Annotated in this window: 21 protein-coding genes; 13 read left to right on the forward strand and 8 right to left on the reverse strand. The window is 36.7% G+C overall.

Annotation, left to right across the window (positions count from 1 at the left end):
• Positions 1 to 82 precede the first annotated feature (82 nt).
• The 5 genes from IV36_RS09675 to IV36_RS09695 all read right to left on the reverse strand — a co-directional run bounded on the left by IV36_RS09675 (position 83) and on the right by IV36_RS09695 (position 7364).
• Positions 83 to 445 carry a VOC family protein gene (locus IV36_RS09675; RefSeq protein WP_056992079.1) on the reverse strand — a complete coding sequence of 121 codons (363 nt, stop codon included), beginning with the start codon at positions 443 to 445 and terminating at the stop codon, positions 83 to 85.
• A gap of 29 nt (positions 446 to 474) precedes the next feature.
• Complete coding sequence (locus tag IV36_RS09680) at positions 475 to 1791, reverse strand: MATE family efflux transporter (RefSeq protein WP_056992082.1); 1317 nt, start codon at positions 1789 to 1791, stop codon at positions 475 to 477.
• 412 nt (positions 1792 to 2203) lie between these two features.
• Complete coding sequence (locus tag IV36_RS09685) at positions 2204 to 3118, reverse strand: proline iminopeptidase-family hydrolase (protein ID WP_056992084.1); 915 nt, start codon at positions 3116 to 3118, stop codon at positions 2204 to 2206.
• 64 nt (positions 3119 to 3182) lie between these two features.
• Entirely contained in the window at positions 3183 to 5606 is a 2424-nt protein-coding gene (locus tag IV36_RS09690) for a Xaa-Pro dipeptidyl-peptidase (protein WP_056992086.1), read from the reverse strand.
• A 369-nt stretch (positions 5607 to 5975) separates the two neighbouring features.
• Positions 5976 to 7364 carry an amino acid permease gene (locus IV36_RS09695; RefSeq protein WP_056992088.1) on the reverse strand — a complete coding sequence of 463 codons (1389 nt, stop codon included), beginning with the start codon at positions 7362 to 7364 and terminating at the stop codon, positions 5976 to 5978.
• 281 nt (positions 7365 to 7645) lie between these two features.
• Between IV36_RS09695 and IV36_RS09700 the strand changes: the two genes are divergently transcribed.
• From IV36_RS09700 to IV36_RS09735, 8 genes are all read left to right on the forward strand, one after another.
• Positions 7646 to 8209 (forward strand): guanylate kinase, encoded by a 564-nt coding sequence (locus tag IV36_RS09700; RefSeq protein WP_056992090.1) that lies wholly within the window; start codon positions 7646 to 7648, stop codon positions 8207 to 8209.
• Positions 8210 to 8311: 102 nt separating this feature from the next.
• Positions 8312 to 8740: a Fur family transcriptional regulator gene (locus IV36_RS09705; RefSeq protein WP_003689322.1), complete on the forward strand. Its 429-nt coding sequence runs from the start codon at positions 8312 to 8314 to the stop codon at positions 8738 to 8740.
• 76 nt (positions 8741 to 8816) lie between these two features.
• Complete coding sequence (locus IV36_RS09710) at positions 8817 to 9284, forward strand: hypothetical protein (RefSeq protein ID WP_056992092.1); 468 nt, start codon at positions 8817 to 8819, stop codon at positions 9282 to 9284.
• A gap of 11 nt (positions 9285 to 9295) precedes the next feature.
• Positions 9296 to 10102, forward strand: coding sequence for a DUF6681 family protein (locus tag IV36_RS09715; protein WP_056992094.1), 807 nt, complete (start codon positions 9296 to 9298; stop codon positions 10100 to 10102).
• Between the two features lie 304 nt (positions 10103 to 10406).
• Entirely contained in the window at positions 10407 to 11141 is a 735-nt protein-coding gene (locus tag IV36_RS09720) for an amino acid ABC transporter ATP-binding protein (protein ID WP_056992097.1), read from the forward strand.
• Positions 11142 to 11154: 13 nt separating this feature from the next.
• The gene (locus IV36_RS09725) at positions 11155 to 11982 is read left to right on the forward strand and encodes a transporter substrate-binding domain-containing protein (protein ID WP_056992099.1); all 828 of its coding nucleotides are present in this window, start codon (positions 11155 to 11157) and stop codon (positions 11980 to 11982) included.
• A complete protein-coding gene (locus tag IV36_RS09730) occupies positions 11979 to 12617 on the forward strand; it encodes an amino acid ABC transporter permease (protein WP_056992100.1) in 639 nt (212 codons plus the stop codon). Before IV36_RS09725 ends, IV36_RS09730 begins: the two co-directional genes overlap by 4 nt.
• Before the next feature lie 14 nt (positions 12618 to 12631).
• Complete coding sequence (locus IV36_RS09735) at positions 12632 to 13285, forward strand: amino acid ABC transporter permease (RefSeq protein ID WP_056992102.1); 654 nt, start codon at positions 12632 to 12634, stop codon at positions 13283 to 13285.
• Positions 13286 to 13523: 238 nt separating this feature from the next.
• Here the strand turns inward: IV36_RS09735 and hflX are convergent, their stop codons facing one another.
• The gene (hflX, locus tag IV36_RS09740; protein ID WP_056992104.1) at positions 13524 to 14777 is read right to left on the reverse strand and encodes a GTPase HflX; all 1254 of its coding nucleotides are present in this window, start codon (positions 14775 to 14777) and stop codon (positions 13524 to 13526) included.
• 387 nt (positions 14778 to 15164) lie between these two features.
• On the opposite strand from hflX, the gene IV36_RS09745 reads away from it, so the two are divergent.
• From IV36_RS09745 to IV36_RS09765, 5 genes are all read left to right on the forward strand, one after another.
• Positions 15165 to 16790 carry a peptide ABC transporter substrate-binding protein gene (locus IV36_RS09745; RefSeq protein ID WP_056992106.1) on the forward strand — a complete coding sequence of 542 codons (1626 nt, stop codon included), beginning with the start codon at positions 15165 to 15167 and terminating at the stop codon, positions 16788 to 16790.
• A 159-nt stretch (positions 16791 to 16949) separates the two neighbouring features.
• The gene (gene opp3b / locus IV36_RS09750) at positions 16950 to 17879 is read left to right on the forward strand and encodes an oligopeptide ABC transporter permease (protein WP_056992108.1); all 930 of its coding nucleotides are present in this window, start codon (positions 16950 to 16952) and stop codon (positions 17877 to 17879) included.
• A gap of 4 nt (positions 17880 to 17883) precedes the next feature.
• On the forward strand, positions 17884 to 18909 hold the full coding sequence (locus tag IV36_RS09755; protein ID WP_056992110.1) for an ABC transporter permease: 1026 nt from the start codon (positions 17884 to 17886) through the stop codon (positions 18907 to 18909).
• Between the two features lie 8 nt (positions 18910 to 18917).
• Positions 18918 to 19967, forward strand: coding sequence for an ABC transporter ATP-binding protein (locus tag IV36_RS09760; RefSeq protein WP_056992112.1), 1050 nt, complete (start codon positions 18918 to 18920; stop codon positions 19965 to 19967).
• Between the two features lie 15 nt (positions 19968 to 19982).
• Positions 19983 to 20936, forward strand: coding sequence for an ABC transporter ATP-binding protein (locus tag IV36_RS09765; RefSeq protein ID WP_056992114.1), 954 nt, complete (start codon positions 19983 to 19985; stop codon positions 20934 to 20936).
• Positions 20937 to 21090: 154 nt separating this feature from the next.
• On the opposite strand, the gene IV36_RS09770 is transcribed toward IV36_RS09765, so the two are convergent.
• Positions 21091 to 21762 (reverse strand): histidine phosphatase family protein, encoded by a 672-nt coding sequence (locus IV36_RS09770; RefSeq protein ID WP_056992116.1) that lies wholly within the window; start codon positions 21760 to 21762, stop codon positions 21091 to 21093.
• Between the two features lie 240 nt (positions 21763 to 22002).
• A complete protein-coding gene (locus tag IV36_RS09775) occupies positions 22003 to 22644 on the reverse strand; it encodes a VTT domain-containing protein (RefSeq protein WP_056992118.1) in 642 nt (213 codons plus the stop codon).
• Between the last annotated feature and the right edge of the window lie 131 nt (positions 22645 to 22775).

Consider the following 22775-nt stretch of genomic DNA (forward strand, 5'->3'; position numbering starts at 1 on the left):
AATCATTACTTTCTCTGGTGAAGCTCTTTAACTTAGGGACTTATGGCACAGCCCCCTCTTTTGAATACCTAGCTTAGCTTGTTTAATGCTTATAGACGGCAATTTCAATAATATTTTCATCATAGTCTTTTATTTTAACAGCGGTCATCTTTCCAGAAGCTCCAACTTTCTCGACAGGATCAGCGAGTATGGGGATGTAGTAACTGGCTAAATGATTCAGCACATCTTCCATAGGTGTACTTGCTACGATACAGAAACTGACCTTTTGACTGCTTTTTGCAGCTGGTGCCAGTTGCAATTCTAGTAATTGGTGGCCACAGCGCATGACTGCTTTTTCAGCATTTTCAGAGATGATAGGCATATCAAAAACTTCATGATAGAAACGTACAGCATGCGGGATATTTGCAACATTTAAAGCAAGATAATCAATTCGTTTGATATTCATTAAATAACACTCCTCACGTGTAGATTATATCATGCAAAGTTCTGAGTGAGTATGTTCCGTAGAAAAAGTATACTCAAAAGGGCAACAACCAACTCGGTAAAAGGAACACTTAACCAAACACCTGTTACACCAAATAAGTAACCAAAGATGACAATAGTTGGTAATAAAATCAAGTAGCCGCGAAGAAGTGATATAAAAAAAGAAAGTCGTGGCTGATTGATAGAAACAGAAAAAATCATGATATTTATATTGATTCCTGAAAAGAAGATACTCAGAAAGTAAAAAGGAATACCGTAGCTGGCATATGTTACCAGCAAGTTGCTATGTGCGTTATTGAAGATGTTAATGACAGGATATTTAAAAATAACTAAAAATACATAACAGACTAAGGCAATTACAGAACAGGTTACTAAACTTGCGTAAAGTATTTTGCGTACATCTTTCCAATTGTTTCTGCCATATTCACGAGCAACAAGTGGTTGCATTCCAAATGAAACACCATTAAAGAAAGCCAGAACGATGATACAAATATTAGCAATGACGCCATAAGCTGCAACCTCATAATTACCACCTAATCTTAAGAGAACAATGTTAAAAACGAAGATACTAATTCCTGTGCTTAGTTCTGCTAACAGGGAGGGAAAGCCAAGCCTGATAACAGATTTTACTAAGGTAAGATTTGGTATTCTCAATTTTAACTTAAGATTTCTTGCTGGGAAGAAACGATGATGTGTAAGAATTACAAGACTTGTCAGAGGTGCAAAGAGTGTTGCAAAAGCGGCCCCATTCATTCCAAGTCCCAGCACAAAAACGAAAAGATAGTCAATGATTATTACCACACCTGTCTCAGACAAGGTAGCAATCATTGTTAATTTAGGATTACCATCATTTCTAATAAAATTAACTGAAATGTAGTTCACAATAAAGAGCGGGGCTGAAAAAGAGATAATTCTGAGATAGGGAGCAGCGACATTAATTGTTTGTGAATTAGCGCCCATCAGGTATAAAAGTTGGTTGGTAAATATGTTCGCAATAATTATAAAGAAAATACCAACTAAGATTCCTGAGATAAGCAGTTGACCATATAGAGAGTCATTATTACTTGAGTTTCTTTCTTTATTCATGGAATAAATAGTTGCACCACCAATTCCGAGCATTAGTCCAATAGAATTGAATAAATTGAAAATTGGTAAAACAATATTTAAAGAGGCTAAGCCAATCGCTCCGGCAGCGAGTGCGATAAACAAAGTATCAACAATCACATACAACGAAAGCCCCAGTGAGGCAAAAATATTTTTAAGTGTATAGTTTGCAAATTCTCGAATAATTGGTGTTTTTGATTCCAATGGGTAAGTCTCCTGACGTCTGATTATTTCAGATTCAGTATATCAAAGGGATAAAAGATATTCTATATTTCTGAGAAGTTGCCCATAATTTGCAACAACGAAAAAAGCTATTACTCTTAACCATCTGTATGAAATAGGGAGGAAGATAAAAGTAGCTAGTTTAGACTGCAAAAGGGAAAAGAGTGACTTATAGAACATTTTTATGTGGAACGAACGAAAGAACCAGCTCAAAATTTAATTTTTGAGCTGGTTCTTCAGTAATTTTTCAAAGTGTAGAAACTGATAAGATGTGTTTTCTTTACACATGACTGTATCTTTAATATGTCTCATATGTTTCAGCTACAACTGATAATTTACTGTGGTACTTAGAGACTATTAAGTTTTTACCGCTCAAGGAAAAGCTTAATCTGTGTTAATTTTTGGATCCTGGAAAATTGTTGTGTTCAACATCAACAAGAAATTGTTCCAAATGCTTGAAGTAAACAGGGGCATTATCAATCATGTGATGATGTCCACCATTTGGAGTTGTTTCCAATCTCGCATTTGGGATAGTTGCTGCCATTCGTTTTGCTGTTTCAAGCGGCATTGTTTCATGTTCACCATAGGTAATCAGAGTAGGCATCTGCAATTTGTGAATGTCTTTTCTGCGATCCCAGCCCTTCATTTTGCCTGTGACAACAAATTCATTATCACCTTGGAAATAGTTATAGACTGGTGTAGCCATCGTATTTGTTAAATGTGAAATAGCCGGTGGCTGCTTACGGTCGACATATCCACGATTCAATTTGTCAATTAAAGATTGATAACGTTCATTAGCATAGTCATTTTCAGATTCACATTTCTTCATGAAAGCAAGATCAGCGCTTGAAAATTCTTTTTCGCGAATCTTGTTAATGTTAGTTACGTATTCTTCAATATTATCAGTCATACTAGAGATGATAATTCCTTTTAAATGCTCAGGATACTTGAGTGCATATTCCTGTGTTAAGATACCGCCCCATGATTGGCCAATCAAGTAAAAGTTTTCTAGTCCAAGTTTCGTTCTGACCTCTTCTACTTCATCAATGAAGTAGTCCATATTTAGAAACTTATCAACGTTTTCTTGAATGCTAAAGTCTGGTTGATCAGAGTACCAAGATCCTAGCTGATCATACATGGTTACCTGAACACCAATATTTGCTAATTTACTAGCAAAATTTTCATAATATTCGTGGTTACCGCCAGGGCCGCCATGAAGGCAAAGTAATTTGATTGATCCTTCACCTTCTGTGTGGGTCCAAAGATGATAACCGTTGTCTAATGTAAGTATAGTAGTTCCTTGTTTCATTAGTATACACCTGATTTCTTTATCAATAAGTTAATCATACCACCATGATTATACAAAAAAGTATTTATTTTTGCGTATTAGAGAGATGAAGTGACAATTTACTTTCTGCTAATTGAATTGAATACGATTGTTCTTCATTTCCACGGACTGTCATCCGCATATCTGTAGCATAAATTACTAATCCCAGTTGATGATTTTGGGGGATTTTATAAAAAGTTGGCTGCATCTTTAATGAGACAGGATAAAAAGTATTCGGAATCAGTTCATCATTTTTCCATAAGGAAGTACGATTTTGAAGGTTGATATGGCCAACAGAGATCATCTTCCAAGGTGTCACTTTGTCCATTGTAAATTCTGTCAAGTCGTCTTCACGCCAATGGAAACCTAAGTTGAGAGACTTTCTCGCAAGTGTAGTGGGAACAGGTTTAAGTCGCTTTTCATTTCCATAATCAACGAGCATGAAGCTTAGTAAGCCGTGATCTTTATTTGTAGAAACATTTACAGTGACTTCAGGAGTGCCTCGTAAAAGCATCTCTTCGTCAAAAATCGCGGATTTAAAAATCAATCGATTATTTTTCAATGGCGAATTTTCTACTTGGAGGAGATGTTCTTTCCACAGTGAATGATTTGCAGAGTACAGGGAAAAGTCCGCTTCGTTTAGGTGGTCTTGAAAATTAGATGCTCCATCTTGCAGCTCACTATTTTCCGGAACAAGCTCATGTTGTTGCAAAAGTAAATTTTGTACAGTTTCGTTTGAGTCCCAATCTTGATAACTCTGCCAAGTTTCAACCTGCAAGTTATCTTGCACCAGCACATCTGGCAAAACTTCGGCAGCATTGTTCGGGACGCCGTATAATTTATATGATAACCAGAGGTTCATCATGTCAGTGAAGTCAAGTGAACGAAAACTGTTGATATAAATATGCTGTCCTTGATGTAAGATAAGCTTTTGTTTTATAGGTAATTCTTTTAGTGCATTCCATAATTGATAGACATTACGGGGTTTGACGTTCCAATCGTTTAATCCGTGTACCATTATAATGTCGGCCTTAATATTTTTTACATTTTTCAAGTAATTACGGGCATCCCAAAATGAATTATAGTTTCCGCTTGTTCGATCTTGTCCTTCCGTAATTTTTTGCAAATGTTGGTCAAAAAATTTTTTAACTGTTAGATAATCACCAGCCTGTTTTTTTCGACTGAAACATTCCAATGCAAGTACATCGGCATCTTCTCCAGGAAATCCACCTGGAGCTACTACTAAGCCACCATCGCGATAATAATCGTACCAACTGGAAATTGCAGCTTCGGAGATAATTGTTTTAAGTCCGGCAACGCCTGTTGTCGCAGCGGCAGTTGCGAGGGTCCCTAGGTAAGATCTCCCAGTCATTGCAATTGCATTATTACACCACCATGCTGTGATTTGAATATTATCGGTTTTATTTGTAAAGGCTGTTCGTTGGCCATTTAGCCATTCGATAATAGCGACAGTTGAGGCTGTCTCATCTTCTGAACCGCACGTACGAACACCATCTGATTCCATCGTACCAATGCCAGCAGCATAAACAGCAGCAAAACCTCGTGCAAGAAAATAATCGTTGAGTGTATACGAGAATTCTCTGCTAAAAGTTTCGGCCGCTTTTTTAGTAGTCCCAACCTTCACTCTTGGTTTAGGCAGCGACAATTTAGGAGAGTGATAGGCAATATCATCGTAAACAGTATCATTGGGAGTTTTGTGGGTCAAAGGAACATTCATAGAATGCATGCGCTTATCCCCATCCTCATCGTTAGTTCCTTGATTGTAAGGGCTGGCAGTATACAACGCTGGTACTTTTAATCCAGTATTTGTTTCAACCGGTCTGATTACTTCTACTTTTAGCAAATCAAGCTTACCATCTTTGTCGGTATCCAATGAAGATTCGACATAGACAACCTCACGGATTAGTTTATCTGTGTCAAATACCGGCTGGGCCTTACCATTAAAGAAGAGCGGATGATTGATTTTTCCGTAAAAGCTCACGAAAAAACCTTTTGCAGCTAGGACATCAATCAATAATTGACCATTTTTGGTGTGGGTACACAATAGTTCATACCATGCAGCTAATAATGAAGTTGTGTTAGAAATGTCGTCAATGTATGGAAGATTGATTTTTTTCATTGCAACCAATGGATTCGAAAAATCAAAATCAATAGATGGTAGAAACTCCAATAGTTGTAGTGCAACATTGTAAAATGCGGTTACTGAAAATTTTCCTTGATCAGTATATGTACGTAAATTAGTATTTTCATCTGCCAAAAGTGATGCTAGCTTCTCAGACCTAGAGCTGGCGGTTAATGCTTGTGGAAACATCTGAATAGTTAACTCACGCCATAATTTGGTGAGATCCTTTTCTGCAAGCATTTCTGTAGTCAAGTAACCAATACTTTTAAGCTCAGCAATTTTTTGTGAATCTGAAGTGGTAATATGAGCAAATTGATTATTTTTCAAGATAATACCTCCTGTTTTAAATTCCTCAATCGCTTGATTATACAATATAATTGAGCAAAATAAAAAAGGGTGGAATAAAGAATGCGGCATGAGTTGGTAAGAACTGGGTACTAATGAGAAATTAAGAGTATAGCAAGTTTTTAACTATGAGGGAGTAGTGCGAAGCTAGATGGAGAATTTTGACTTATGAAACACGTTTATGTGGATCAAAAAAGCACGTTCAAAATTGAATTTTTGAACGTGCCTCTTGTTATATCTGCCTGCAAAATATAAGCAAAGCATTTCATTTTTATCGAGCAATAATACTAGTAATTATGGTAATGATGTTTTTTTAACCTAACATAGCATGTTAATAGTAGCTGTTAGGAATTAATCAGATAGTTTACTATGTTTTATACCATACGTGAAGTAAAGAACCATACCTATGGCAAACCAGATGATTGATGCAACCCATGTTTCTACAGATAGGCGTGTCATCATGATAATACACAAAATTCCAGAGATAACCGGTAAAATGGGATAAAGTGGAACTTTAAACCCATCATGTGAAATATCTGTTCGCTTGCGAAGAGGAATTACTCCGAATGAAACGAAGGTAAATGCAATCAAGGTCCCAATGTTTACCAGATTGGCAAGTTGATTAAGCGAAACCAGCCCACCCATAATAGCAATGATAATCGTAACGATAAGCATACTGTTGTTAGGGGTATGACTCTTGGAATTAATTTTTCCAAGAAAATCAGGTAAAAGGCCATCTCGTCCGATCGAATAGATCAAGCGAGAACTACTATAAATCATAGTTACCATCATTGTGAACATTCCAGCTAAGGCACCTATCGAAATAATACCTGCTACCCAATTTTGGTTCACGGATTGGAGCGCAAAAGCAACTGGATCGGCTACGTTAAGCTTAGTATAAGAAACCATACCAGTCAAAACAATGGAAACTAAGATATAAAGAACTGTACAGATGACGAGCGTTCCTAGGATACCCAATGGCATATTCTTACGAGGGTTCTTAACTTCAGCTGCTGAAGCGGAGACCACATCAAATCCAAGATAAGCAAAGAACACGGAAGAAGCACCAACGAATACTCCATTGACCCCAAAGGGCATGAATGGCTGCCAATTGGCAGGCTTAACGTAGAATGCACCAACGATTAGGAAAATTGCAATAATAGCTATTTTTACCAATACAATAACATTGTTGATCCTAATTGAAGATTTGACACCCTTAGAGAGCATAAAAGAAATCAAGAGAATGATTAGAACTGCAGCAAGATTAATGTATGTTCCATTTGCTGGATCGAAATTACCACTCAGTGCCTTAGGAATCTGAATACCGAAACCTAGTAGAAAAGATTTAAAGTAAGCTGACCATCCTGTTGATACGGCAGCAACGGCAAGCATGTATTCAAGTATTAAAGCCCAACCGAGAAACCAGCCAATAATTTCGCCAAAGACGATAGTCCCAAATGAATAGGCACTGCCAGCAATAGGTAATGAAGCAGAAAATTCAGCATAGCATAGTGCGGCTGTGGAACAGACTATCGCTGCTAAAATGAATGATAATACAATACTTGGGCCAGTGTGCATAGCAGCCACAGTTCCTGGGAGTATGAAGATTCCGGCACCAATGACAGCTCCAACACCAAGTGCAATAAGATCACCAGCACCCAAGGTTTTTACAAAACGATTATCTTTGGTAATATAACGAGATAGACTTTCTTTGCGTAAAATGCGTTCCTTTAGATTCAAAAGAAATACCTCACCTTTTTTTTATTTAAAATACTGACTTAGATAATAAACGTAATTGAAGTGATCTGTCAATTCATGTTAGGAAAATAAATTGGTTTGGAGTGCCCGAGTGATAGTATTCTTTGTGAAATGTATGAAAAAATATTGAAATAACAGTTTTTTATTGGCTTTTTCATAGTAATAAAGGACTATAGTCATTATAATTGCTATATGGATAATGGTTACTATCCAAAATGCAAAAAGACAGCTTAGTTAATTAATGACTTGGAATGGATGAAAAGATGAAAAGATTAATAGTCATATGTGGAGCACCGGGTTCAGGAAAGACGACCGTGCAGAATTATTTGCTAAAAAAGTATGGATTTCAGCGGGTGATTACGCATACCACAAGACAGCCTAGGATAATGGAAAAAAATAAAGTTGATTATTACTTCGAATCAGAAGACAGTTTTTATAAAAATCACTTTATCGAGTATGTGGAATACGCAGGACACATGTATGGTTCTTCCTATGAGGGACTGGAGTTGGCATTTCAGAAGTCGGATACAGTAACCATAGTGTTGGACACTAAGGGAGTTCTCAGTTATAAAAAGGCAATAAAAGATATTCAAACATTGTTTTGGTATATTAAGGTTCCTGATACAAAGCAAATCTCAGGACGGATTTTGAAGCGCGGAGAATCCGAGCAGGAAGTTGCAAAACGTTTAACAAGTTTGGAAGCAAGACGGGATATGACTATACCGCAAAAATTAGTACCCTTTTGCACAGTAATTGAAAATGGAGTATGGCAGAATACAAAACACATCGTGAATCAGACATTAAAAGATGCAGGATTTAAGGTATAACATAACACTATATGTAATTTTAATATTAACTGGTAGTTAATGACTAACTATCAAATGAAGACTATATTCTTGAGCGCTAATATTATTATGGAGGCGAAAAAAATGATTGAAGTTGCAGTGAAAATACTACAGAAAAACAATTATAAGATCACAAAGCAAAGAATAAGTATGTTAGAGTATCTTAGCCATTTTCAAGAACAATATGTTAATGTTGCAGCCGTTGATAAGTATATGCATGAGATTTATCCAGGTATGAGTCACAATACCATTTATCGAAACATCAAGGAGTTTCAAGAAGTTGGGATAATTGAGCAGCGGACACGTGACGGGATTGCTTGTGTCAAGTATCAGTGTGACTTTGTGCATCAGCATCATCATCATTTTATTTGTAAAAAATGTGGAAAAGTTCAAGAAGTACAGATGTGTCCTTTGGACTTTTTTGAAAAGCAGCTTCCTGGATGTGAAATTGATGATCATCATTTTGAACTATACGGAATCTGTGCAGATTGTATAAGATTAGGCAAAAATTAGATGTAGGAAGTACCATACATCCTATAAATATTTTAGAATAGCATTATAAATAATATTTAGAAATGGAGCGATTTAAATGGCATATCGAACGCCACCGTTCATTACGCCGTTTGCGGTAATGTCAGTAGTTTTAGCACTTGGAGCTACGAATGTTGCAGTAAATACTGTGACACATACAAATGAAGGGCGGACTGTGACAAAAACATCAACATCCGCAGTCAGTTCAAGTGAGAGCAGGACAGTAAGCTCAGAAAGTTCAGCCCCATCTAGCGAACCTTCCTCAAGTAGTCTTTCTTCAAGCAGTTCGTCGGAGTCTCTGTCTTCCTCAGAAAAAGATAGCAGTTCAGAAGAAAGAGACACAATATCAAGGTCAAGCAGCAGCGTACGCTCAAGTAGTAGCAGTTTATCTTCGAGTGATAATGATCAAACTCAAGATGAGAGCAGCGCAAGTCAATCTACCGCTTCTACTACTACAAGCAGTTCGACACAGGGTACTCAAACTGATAATACAAGTTCGAGTGCGCAAACGACTAGGTCGGAATAGGAGGTGCCTCTTTGTTTAGTATAATTGGGATTATCAATAGTTATTTAGGATATATCAATATAAATGTAAAGCTGAAAAATAGGATTTATACCATTCTTGGAACCGTAGGAAATTTTTATCTATTATACGTAGCATATCAATTTTTTAAGAATGGATTTATGACAAGAGGAGCACTTTTTATCTTGGCATTTATTGCGTTGGCGTACTTTTCATATTTAAATGTTATTCACTATTTTACGAAAAAACAATCACGGATTGATTTTTCTCCTTGGATCGAGAAAAAATTGCATATGAAGCCAAGGGAAGAAAAGATAGAAAAAAATAGTAACCTGTCCAAAGCAGGATATGTGCAGACTAACGGAATATTTGATAATGAGAAGATGTTGCCGGCCTCGCTTAAAATGAATCAAGAGCATCATAATAATCTGAGAAAAATAGTAGAGGTATTGGAGCAACAAGGATATCTTAGTTTAAATTTTGGCGGGCTGTCAGAAGAACAGCAGCTTAAGGTGGCTCGTACAAATACTAACGGAATTGATGCGCTGCTGGAACCAGTGGCACTTCCATATTTCGAATTAGAGAAACGCGGAGATAAATTTGTTATTCTTGGTGGAGTAAATCCGCTGGAGAGAAAAGAGTTAGGCGAAATAGTACGGGTTGGATTAACCCCAGTTTCCGATATAGGCGATAAATACGAAATATTTCTTGCTGCAGTTGTAATCGAAGGTGGACCACACAAATTTGCAGGCAGATCTTCTCTTGTGTCGGAGGAGCAACCCTTTAGCCTTGGTGTACAGGTAGCATATAAGAACAAGTAAAAAATCGGAATATTAAGTTGAATCTAAAAAAGTAATTGGTAGAAAGAGCAATATAGGTCGTTAAAATTCGAGCACGTTTATACGAAATAATAGTGAAGGAGCTGGGTCAAGATTTAAATTTTGATCCAGCTCCTTTGTTTTGTCTTGGAAAATTATTTAGTATTAAAAATAAATAATTTACCAAATAAAAGCCGTTAATACCGTCAATTAGGCGAGAGACAAAAAGAAATATCTTGCATAAAAAGGAAAATTTAATTAGAATGTTTATTATCGTATATTAATTTACGCGGGAGGGGAACAAAATATGCCAATTATTGAATTTAAAAAAGTTGAAAAGTATTATGGGAAATTTCATGCTCTGAAAAATATCAATTTACAGGTTGAAAAAGGTGAAGTGGTGGTCGTAATCGGTCCATCAGGTTCAGGTAAGAGTACTTTGATTCGTACAATTAACGGTTTGGAAGAGATTGAAGAGGGCCAATTATTAGTTAATGGCTATGACTTGGCTGATAAAAAAACAGATTTGAATCAGATTCGTAAAGATGTAGGAATGGTCTTTCAGCATTTTAACTTATATGATAATAAGACTGTACTTGAAAACATTATGTTAGCACCCAAACTTGTTTTGAAGAGAGATGAAAAGGAAAATAAAGAGACTGCTTTGAAGTTGTTAGAGTCAGTCGGTGTGTCAGATAAGACAGAATCTTATCCAAAACAATTGTCTGGTGGGCAAAAGCAGCGAGTTGCGATTGCCAGAAGCTTGGCTATGAAACCAAAGGCATTATTATTTGATGAACCAACATCTGCACTTGATCCAGAAATGATTGATGATGTATTGAACGTAATGAAGGAAATTGCAAAAGAAGGTATGACAATGGTTGTTGTAACTCATGAGATGGGTTTTGCTCGTGAAGTTGCTGACCGAGTTGTCTTTATGGACAAGGGTGAAATCCTAGAAGATGCACATGCAGATGAGTTTTTTGAAGCACCTAAAGAAGAACGTGCAAAGCAGTTTCTAAGTAAGATTATCAAGCATTAGAGGAGGAGAGTTGATGAAAAGACTAAGAAAATTGCTCCTTACGCTAGGTATTTTTATTCTTGGAGGTCTCCTTTGTGCTTGCTCGTCTTCAAAAACACAAAGTACATGGAGTGAGGACAAGGCAGACAATACCATTACGTGGGGAGTTAAGGCTGATACTCGTCTTTTTGGGTTGATGGATGTTAAGACTGGGCAGATTAAAGGCTTTGATATTGATGTTGCTAAAGCAGTTACTAAAAAAATATTGGGTTCGAAAGGCAAAGCAAAATTCGTCCAAGTTACAAGTAAGACAAGAATACCACTACTTAAAAATGGTAATATTGATGCAATCATCGCAACAATGACAATTACACCGGACCGCGAAAAGATTGTTGATTTTTCAAAAGTGTATTTTGCAGCTGGACAATCGTTGTTGGTAAAGAAGGGCAGCAGTATTAAGAATGTTAAGGATTTGAATAAAACTGGAACAACAGTATTAGCAGTTAAAGGTTCGACATCTGCTGTTAATATTAAAAAGTCAGCACCAAAAGCCAAAATACTGGAACTTGAAGATTATGCGCAGGCATTTACTGCTTTGAAATCAGGTCAAGGGCAGGCTCTTACAACAGATAATGGTATTTTGTTCGGTATTGCTTCGGAAAATCCTGGGTACCAGGTAGTTGGGGGAACATTCACTAATGAGCCTTATGGGATAGCCGTAAATCAAGGACAAACAGAGCTAAAGAATAAAATCAACAAGGCCTTAGCTGAGATGAGAAAAGATGGGACATATCAGAAACTGTTGCAAAAATGGTTTGGAAATGTAGCTGGATTTAACTTGAAGGAGGCGAGTCAACAATGATTAGTGTTTTTCAACAGCATGGGCAGGAATTGCTGACAGGCCTAGGAAATACAATTTTATGCAGTGTTATTGCCTTATTCTTTAGTCTGATAATCGGTTCTACGTTTGCGATCTTTGAGGTTTTACCCTCTAAGCTTTTACGCGTTATTGGTAGAATTTATATCGAAGTGTTTCGTAATATCCCATTATTAGTAATAGGCATGTTCTTCTATGTGGTTGTACCGCAATATGTTTTACCGATGGATGGTTTTACTGCAGGAACGATTGGATTGACTCTTTATACTTCTTCATTCATTGCTGAGACAGTTCGAGCGGGAATTCAAGCAGTCGACAGTGGACAAATGGAAGGTGCACGTGCAAATGGATTAAGTTTTATGCAAGCAATGTGGCATATTGTTTTGCCCCAAGCTTTTAAATATGTTATTCCACCATTGGGAAATCAGTTTATTAATTTAGTGAAAAATTCTTCTGTATTAGCTTTTGTAGCTGGATTTGATTTAATGTATCAAGGAGATATGATTGCTTCAGCAACATTTGATACTTTTAATACTTATATTGCTGTAGGTGTCTTATATTTAATAATCACATTACCGTTAAGTTATTATATGCGGTATCTCGAAAAGAAATTGGCCTAGGGGGGAACGGATAAATGAATAGTTTTGCTGAAGCATACACTTGGATAAACTTTCGCTTCTTACTAGAAGGATTATGGGTCACGATAGAAGTCTCTGTTGTTTCAATAATTTTGAGCTCAATAGTTGGCTTATTTCTAGGAATTGTTAGATATATTCGTTACCCAGTCGTTTCGGGAGTTGTTGGAGTTATTATTGATTTGATTAGGAATCTGCCCTTGCTGCTACTGATTTTCTTCACGTATTTTGGATTACCAAAAATTGGAATCAGGATGGAACCATTAACCGCAGCAATTGCCGCCATGACAGTTTTTGAATCAGCTATGATTGCTGAAATTGTGAGAAGTGGAATTTTGGCTGTTGATACTGGACAAATGGAAGGCGCACGCGCAAACGGGTTAACTTATTGGCAGGGACTATGGTATATCGTTTTGCCGCAGGCGTTAAGAAAGATGATACCGCCCTTGGTAAGTCAATTTATCTCATTGATAAAGGACACGTCTTTGGCCACAATCATTGTTTTACCAGAATTAATGTATCGAGCACAGATAATTTATGGGCAGAACACGAGATACATGATTCCTATGTTCGTTGCACTGGCTGTTTTGTATTTTGTCGTTTGCTACGCCTTGTCACTAGTTGCTTCAAGACTGGAAAAAAGAGTTGGGTAAGCTATCAAATACAGTGGTAATGATTTTAAAAAAGAAAAGTCTCAACAACACAGAAGTGTGACATGAAATTCGAGCGTTAACATGAAATTATGTGTACGACGGTAATTTGTTACGAATAATCCAAGTTTGGATTGAGAATGTCGACTTATGGAACACGTATATCTGAGATAAAATAGAAGAGCTGAGCCAAAATTTAGTTTTGACTCAGCTTTTTTATACATAAAATTTTATAATAGTCCTACTCAGAATAAACAAATTTAGAGAAATATTGTGCCTGGATGGGGGAGACTTCGGCTGTTACAATACTGCCGTCAACAGTGTATTCAGTATCGAGCACATTTGCTTGAGAGTTCAGTCGTTCAAGGTAGTTACCTGAAGTAAAAGGAATTAGAAACTTCATTTTTTGATAACCAGGGAAAAGGGTCGTTTTAATCAAATTTGCAAGTTCCTCTAATGATGTTTTATCTTGAGCGCTGTAAGTGATATTCATTCCCTCAACAGTAGGATATTCTGCGTCAGTTTTGTCTGCTTTATTATAAGCATAAATCATTTTCTTATTGCTAACACCCAATTCTTCAAGTGTCTGGTTTGTCGTTGCAATCATTTCCTTGGAGTGCGGATCAGAAATGTCAATTACCTGAATTAATAAGTCAGCCTCCCTAACCTCGGCTAGTGTTGACTTGAATGCTTCGACCAGATTATGCGGCAGTTTACTTATAAAACCAACAGTGTCACTTAGAAGAAATTTTTTATTATCGGGAAAACTTAAGTTTCTCACAGAAGTATCCAAGGTCGCAAAGAGCATATCTTTTTCAAAGACTTGTTTGGTTTCTTCCTCTGAAAACAATGAAAGTAGGCCATTCATTGTGGTTGACTTACCAGCATTTGTATAACCTACAAGTGCGACACTAGGCAGATTTGACTTGCGACGTGATTTACTCTTTATTTCAAATTCCTTATCAATTTCTTTTAGCTCTCGCGATAAGAAAGAAATCCTATTTTGAAGAGTTCGTCTATTCAATTCGAGTTTTGTTTCACCAGCACCACGGTTCGCTAAGGCACCACTTGCGCTTTGTTGATCTAATTTGATATCTGGTGCAACTCTTAAACGAGGCATCTTATATTTCAAACGTGCAATTTCAACTTGAATCTGTGCCTCTTTTGAGCGAGCACGATTTGAGAAGATCTCTAAAATAAGTTCTGTACGATCCAAGACAGCGATACCAGTATTTTTTTCAAGATTACGGATCTGTGTTGGAGATAATTCATCGTTTAGGACTAGAAATTGTGCATCAGTTGCACGTGCAATCTCGGCAATTTCCGAAACCTTTCCCTTTCCTAGGTAAGTTGCAGACACTGGTTTTTGCAGTCGTTGACGGACATCAGCAACGACATTCATATTATTTGCTTTTACTAATTCTGTTAATTCATCCATTAGATAGTCAAAATTTTCTTGTTGTGCTTCGATACCTGCGGTAATAACTGGAATCATCGTAAATTCCTCCTCTACTAATTTTAAGTATAACATTTATTGCTAACACCTGTTGATGTGAAAAAGAGGATAAAAAGAGACATAATTATTTTTTAGCAATTTTTAATTAAGCTAAAGCCGAATATTAGAAATGCATAAAAGTGTTAACGATGTAACTTTATTATTTATTTTGCAAGAATAAAAGCGTTTTTTTCTTTGCATAAAAAAGCTAAGCCCATATTTATTTTTATAAAATTCAAAAAAACTGCATAAATGCAGGCAAAATGTGGAAGAAATATGAATAAACTAAGAATTTATACTTGTATTTAATTTAATTATCATATAAGATTTAATCACTGTTAAAAAAATAGTTTCTTATCTGAAACGAACAAGGGGAGTAATAGTGCGATGAAAATAAATAAATTCGCAAAGCTGGGTACAGTTGTAGCTTTGTCTTCATTATTCTTAGTAGCTTGTGGCTCTAAGAGCAGTTCTACAGCATCAAAGCAAGTACTTAACTGGAACGAGACAGCAGAATTGCCGACAATGGATTTGTCAACGGCAACTGATGTTGTAAGTTTTGATACATTAAACAATACAAACGAAGGTTTGTATCGTTTAGGCAAGGATAGCAAGATTGAACCAGGAATTGCTACCAAGACACAGGTATCTAGCGATGGCATGAAATATACATTTACGCTGCGTAAAAATGCTAAATGGAGTAATGGTCAAAAGGTAACTGCTAAAGATTTTGTCTACAGTTGGCAGAGAACAGTAAATCCTAAAACTGCATCACAATATGCTTACTTATTCAGTGGTATCGCAAATGCTGATGATATCATGAATGGCAAGAAAGCTGTTTCTACTTTAGGTATTAAGGCTGAGGGTAATTATAAGTTAGTTGTAACATTGGATAAGAAACTTCCATACTTCAAGTTATTGATGGGATTCCCTGTATTCTTCCCACAAAATGAAAAAGCAGTTAAAGAATACGGCAGCAAATATGGTACAGCTTCTAAGTATATGGTATATAATGGACCATTCAAGCTTACAAAATGGACTGGTTCAAACTTAAGCTGGACATTGAAGAAGAATAATAATTATTGGGATAAGAAAGATGTTAAGCTTTCAGCAATCAACTTTAAGGTTAACAAGAGTACAACAACTTCATATAACTTATATCAATCTGGTAAGTTAGATGAAACAACATTGAGTGCTGAACAGGCAAAACAATTGGCTAACTCTAAAGAACTTGTAACTCGTAAAGGGGCTTCAACATTCTATCTCGAATATAACCAAACAAAGAAAGAATACCAAAATGCTAATATCCGTAAGGCTATTTCGTTGGTTATAGATCGCAAACAATTTGTAAACAAGGTTCTTGGTGATGGCTCAACAGTAGCTAAAGGTTTAGCATCAACAGGTTTAGCTAAATTGAATGGCGAAGATTTTGCTTCAGCAGCATCAGTTAAGAGTGCTGTTGCAACAAATCGTGCAGAAGCTAAGAAGTTATGGGCAAAAGGTTTGAAGGAACTTGGGGTAACATCATTGAACATTCAATTACTTAGTGATGATACAGATAAGGCCAAGGATTCTACAACATTCTTACAAAGTCAGATTGAAGAGAACCTGTCAGGCGCTAAAGTTTCTGTTTCAAATGTGCCATTCAAGACACGTTTAGCACGTTCAGAAAGTGGAGACTTTGGAATCGTTGTTACAGGTTGGGGTGCTGATTTTGCTGATCCAATCAGTTTCTTAGATCTATTTACATCAGACAACTCACAAAATAATGGTAAGTGGAAGAACGCTGAATACGATAAGTTGATTGAAGCTTCTAAGACAACCGATGCTGGTAATACAACAAAACGTTGGAATGACTTAGTTAAAGCACAAAAGATTTTATTGAATGACCAGGGTATTTCTCCATTGTATCAACAAGCAACTGCAACTTTAGTTAAATCAAAAGTTAAGGGTGTTATCTACAATGCTGCTGGGGTTAACTACAACTTTAAGAACACTTATATTGCAAAATAATTAGTTGAGTTAAAATAATATTAAAAGCTAATTGGGGGATTAACTGAACATAGTTATCCCCCAATTGGTGTATGGAACGAAATTATATTATAATGTACAATGAATATTGTCTGTCATAACTTTGGAGTAAGAGTAAGAACTAGAATGTGAGGAAAAATTATGCGCAAATATCTTTTAAAGCGTGTCTTCTATATGTTATTGACGTTATTCCTAGTAGCAACCATTACTTTCTTTTTAATGAAATTAATGCCAGGAACACCGTACTCTAATCAAGAAAAGATGACACCGCAACAGATTAAAATTATGAATGAACAATATGGGTTGAATAAACCGGTATGGTTGCAATACCTTATTTATCTTGGTGGGATGTTGCATGGAGACTTAGGAACTTCATTCCAATATAGTAATCAGCCAGTCTCATATTTGATTTCAAGTAGAATTGGTGCTTCGGCTCAATTGGGTCTACAAGCAATGATTTTTGGTGTTTTAGTTGGAATTATTATTGGCTCTTTTGCAGCTATCAATAGAAATACTTGGATTGATACTTTATGCACGATTCTTTCAATCATTGGTAAATCAGTACCTAACTTTGTGTTGGCTGTATTATTGCAATTCTATATTGCTCTTAAATTGGGTTGGTTCCCAATTGCTGATTGGGGTGGCTTTAGCTATACAGTGTTACCAACAATTGCCTTGGGAGTTGGACCGCTCGCGGAAACGGCTCGTTTCATACGAACTGGGATGGTAGATGTTTTGAATTCTGATTACATCGAACTTGCCCGGGCTAAGGGATTAACAAAATTTGGTATAGTCTATCATCATGCATTGAGAAATAGTTTGATACCTTTAGTAACATTGATTGGGCCTTATACAGTTGCCCTTATGACAGGATCAATGGTTATTGAAAATATCTTTTCTATTCCTGGTATTGGTGAACAGTTTGTTAAGTCAATTACAACAAATGATTATCCAACGATTATGGGTGTGACAATGCTGTTCTCTGCAGGTTTAGTTGTTGTTATCTTATTGACAGATATTGTTTATGGAATCATTGACCCAAGAATTCGACTAAGTGGAAATGGAGATTAAGCAGATGGAAGAAAAAATTAAATTAAGTCCAGATAGCTTTGAGGCCTTACCAAAAGCTGAAGAGTTAGATAACGAAAAAATTGCTGCTCCTTCATTAACCTTCGTTCAAGATGCTTGGCGCCGTTTAAAAATGAATAAGGGTGCATTCGTCTCACTTTGGATTATTGTTTTGATGATTGTTGTGGCATTCGGTTCGTCATTTTTTATTGATCATGCTTCACTGGTTAAGTCGGCACCTAATTATGCTAACTTACCTGCAAAGATACCTGGTGTTCCGATTAACGGACTGAATGGAAAGCTGAAGGTTTCTGGTCAATGGGTAGATGAATACAAGCAAAATAATATTCCCTCAGGTAAATATTTTGTTTTGGGGACAGATTATTTAGGTCGTTCCCTCGCTGAAAGAATTATTTATGGTACAAAAGTTTCATTGATAGTAGCGCTTGTAGCGACATTCTTTGATCTGACCATTGGTGTTGCATATGGGATTATATCCGGTTGGAAAGGAGGACGAGTTGATAATGTAATGCAGCGTATTATTGAAATCATCTCGTCCGTCCCAAGTCTTGTTATCGTTGTTTTGATGTTATTGGTTCTAAAACCAGGTATGACATCGATTATTGCCGCAATTGCGATTTCAAGTTGGACAACGATGGCCAGAATGATTCGAGCGGAAACGTTGCAGCTCAAGTCGCAAGAGTATGTCTTAGCTGCTCGTTCTCTAGGAGAATCCGCGCCTAAGATAGCTTGGAAGCATTTGGTTCCAAACCTTTCAAGCATTATTATCATTCAAACAATGTATACAATTCCAACGGCAATATTCTTTGAAGCCTTCTTGAGTTTCATTGGTATTGGTATCAGTGCTCCTGAAACTTCACTTGGTGTGTTACTCAATGATGGACAGAAGAACTTCCAGTTCTTACCATATCAGATGTGGTATCCAGCAATCGTATTGTGTGTACTGATGATTGCATTTAACCTATTAGGTGATGGTTTACGTGATGCATTTGATCCAAAGACTAGAAGGTAGGTGGCAAAATGGCTGAGAGAATTTTAGATGTGAAAAATTTGGAAATCAATTTCCACACTTATGCTGGCGACGTCAAAGCCATCCGTGATGTTAGCTTTCATCTAGATAAGGGTGAAACACTCGCAATAGTTGGTGAATCTGGGTCAGGTAAGTCGGTTACAACAAAGAGTTTGATGGGATTACTTGCAAATAATGCAGAAGTTGTTGGCGGGTCAATTATGTATCATGACCAAGATATTTTGAAGAAATCCGAAAAAGAGATGCAGAATATTCGTGGTAAGGATATCGCAATGATTTTTCAGGATCCAATGACTTCATTAGATCCAACAATGAAAATTGGGCAGCAGATTGCTGAACCATTAATGAAACATAAGAAAATGGAAAAGAAAAAGGCCTGGGCTCAGGCCCTTGATATACTAAAATTAGTAGGAATCGTTAACCCAGAAAAGAGAATTAATGAATATCCTCATCAATTCTCAGGTGGTATGCGTCAACGTATTGTTATCGCAATTGCACTGGTTTGTTATCCAGAGATACTAATCGCTGATGAACCAACTACTGCTCTTGATGTGACAATTCAGGCACAGATTCTTGACTTGATGAAGGAACTTCAATCAAAAATTGAAACTTCGATTATCTTTATCACTCATGATTTGGGTGTAGTTGCAGGTATGGCGGATAGAGTTGCCGTAATGTATGCAGGCAAAATTGTTGAATATGGAACAGTTGATGAAATTTTCTATAACCCACAGCATCCCTACACATGGGGTCTGCTGAATTCGATGCCAACTCTTTCAAGTACGTCGTTAGAGGCGATTCCAGGTACTCCTCCTGACTTGTTGGATCCACCAAAGGGAGATGCTTTTGCTGCTCGTAGTGCGTATGCAATGAAGATTGATGTTGAAAAAGAACCACCTTTCTTCAAGGTCTCAGACACTCACTACGCTGCTACTTGGTTGTTACATCCAGATGCTCCAAAAGTAACTCCACCAACCGAGATTGTGCGCCGTCAAAAGCTGTTTGCTAAGATGAGCGCCAATAAGTCAGTAAAGGCCTAGGAAGGAAGAAGACCCATGTCAGAAAAGAAGAAAAAGCTATTAGAAGTTAAGCACCTCAAACAATATTTTAATGTGGGGAAATCTGATTTGGTCAAAGCTGTCGACGATGTAAGTTTCGATATCTATGAAGGAGAAACTTTTGGTCTTGTAGGTGAATCAGGTTCTGGTAAAACAACGACCGGTAGAAGTATTATTCATTTATATGAACCAACCGATGGTGAGATTATTTTTGATGGACAAGACATTAATAAGTTAAAAACAAAACAAGAAATGCATGCATTCAGAAGAGAAATGCAGATGATTTTTCAAGATCCATATGCTTCTCTAAACCCAAGAATGAAGATTAAGGATATCGTTGCTGAAGGAATTGATATACATCATCTGGCTAAAAACGATGCGGAACGTAGCAAGATGGTCGAGGATCTCCTAGAAATAGTGGGATTAAATAAGGATCATTCAAGTCGCTATCCACATGAGTTTTCAGGTGGACAACGTCAACGAATCGGAATCGCACGTGCATTGGCTGTACAGCCTAAGTTTATTATTGCTGATGAACCAATCTCCGCTTTGGATGTTTCGATCCAAGCACAGGTTGTTAATTTGCTGAAGGATTTGCAGAGGGAACAGGGATTGACATATCTCTTTATTGCGCATGATCTTTCAATGGTTAAGTACATTTCAGATCGAATTGGGGTCATGCATTACGGCAAGCTTTTGGAAGTTGGGACATCTGATGATGTTTATACTAAGCCACTGCATGATTATACAGCAAGCTTGATTTCAGCTGTGCCAGTTCCGGATCCTGAATTCGAACGAAATCGTAAGCAGATTGTTTATGATTCATCGCAAGAAAACGACGATGAAAATAAACCACGTAAGATGCATGAAATTACACCGGGACACTTTGTCCGTTGCTCAGAAGACGAAGTTGCTAAATACAAAAAACGTGCTGCCAGTTATGAGAAATAACAGGTAAGTACATTTCAAAGTAAATCAATAGTTGTTGAGATGAAAAATCTGACTATTGCAGTGAGTGAATGTTGAATTAAAAAATAGTAGAAGCTAGGTCAAAAGTTAAAAATTGACCTAGCTTCTACTACTTTAAATTAAGCTTCTAAAACTATTAATAGTTTTGTTCATCTGTATAATGGTTGAAATATTCAACTGAAATTGATTTATCGGAAACAATCATCTTTGTTACAGAGCCATTTTGAGGGCTGAGAGAGACGATATCAATATCAGGTGCGAAGCGATGAACGATGCTACGGATAGTTGTTCCATGACTGACAACTAAGACCTCATCACCATCTTTTTGCTGACTTCGAATATAGTCGAAACCAGAATTGACTCGTTTCCAGAATTCATCATTGTTTTCTGCATTATGAAATGGGTCGACTTCTTTCATGAAGTTACGTGAATCTTCAATTGAATACTTCGTGATTATTTCTGGAAATGAACGGCAGTTATGGCTGGCACCTACTACAAACCATGCTTGATTGGCATCATTACCTTCAAAATATCCATATCCTTGTTCTCTGAACTGTGGAAGAACTGTTGGTTCAGGAAGTTCTTTTGAATTACTATTTTCATCCATAATAATATGACATGTATTCTTGGCACGTGAGGTATCACTATGATATATACTAGTGAAATGCTTTGATGCAAGTCTTTTTCCAGCTTTATGTGCATCAGATATTCCTTTTTCAGTTAGCGGTGAATCACACCAGCCTTGCATTCGATTGTAATGATTGAAGATCGTTTGTCCGTGGCGAACAAAATAAATTGTGAAAACCATTTTTTCTCCTCCTAATTTAAAGCCAATTTACTAGCTTAGTGCACATTAATAGTATACAGATAATTGTAAGACTATGAAAGTTCTTAATATAGTTAGTTATATTATTCTTTTCAGCTTGCGTTGAAGTCATAGATAAAACACAAGTAACCTTGAGACAGAAAAAAGGACTTAATCACGGTATTAAACCAGAAAAAAGTCCTTTTCTTAATATAGTCAATAAATGATTTACAAAAGCTAACTTTAAATAACTTGTCTGTTTTTTATAAGACGATAGAGTGAGATCATGATTCCTGGTACGATTGATATCAGTCCAAAGGATACTAGGATGACAGAAAAATTGTTTTGGACAAAATCAAGTTGTCCAAAGAAGTAACCCAGAGAAGAACCTAAAACAACCCAAATCAATACGCCAAGTAGATTATAGATAGAAAAACGTTTGTAATCCATACGGGCGCTTCCTGAAATCAAAGGAATAAAAGTTCTGATTAAAGGAATGAATCTTCCAAACATTACCGTTTTTCCTCCGTGTTTTTCAAAATAGGCGCGTGCTTTCGCAAGTTTATCCTCGGAGAGGAGTCTTCTAAAAAGCGGGAACCTATGCAGGTTACGACCAATTTCATAATTAACCGTATCACCAATCAAGGCGGCAAAGAAGAATACCGGGACAAGAATTTTGATATCAAGAGAAGAGCCTGTGATTGCAGCTAGAGTGCTTGCAAAGAAGACAAGGGATTCTCCAGGAAGAAAGGCGAACACTACAAGTCCAGTCTCCATAAAGACAATAGCGAAGAGTGCAATATACACCCAACCACCTAATGTCTCAACTAACGGCAACAAGTAGAGTTGAAGATGGGATAAAAAATAGAGTACATTGCTAATCAAGACATCACTTCCTCAAAGTTAATTTGTAGATTATTTTAACGAAAATTGAACTTAAATGCTAGTGTTTTACATAGGATTTACAATTTTTTAAATAATGCAAAATATCCTTTAATTGTGGGGAACGAATAAAG

Source organism: Liquorilactobacillus mali (assembly GCF_001437155.1).
In the GTDB taxonomy this organism is placed as follows: domain Bacteria; phylum Bacillota; class Bacilli; order Lactobacillales; family Lactobacillaceae; genus Liquorilactobacillus; species Liquorilactobacillus mali_A.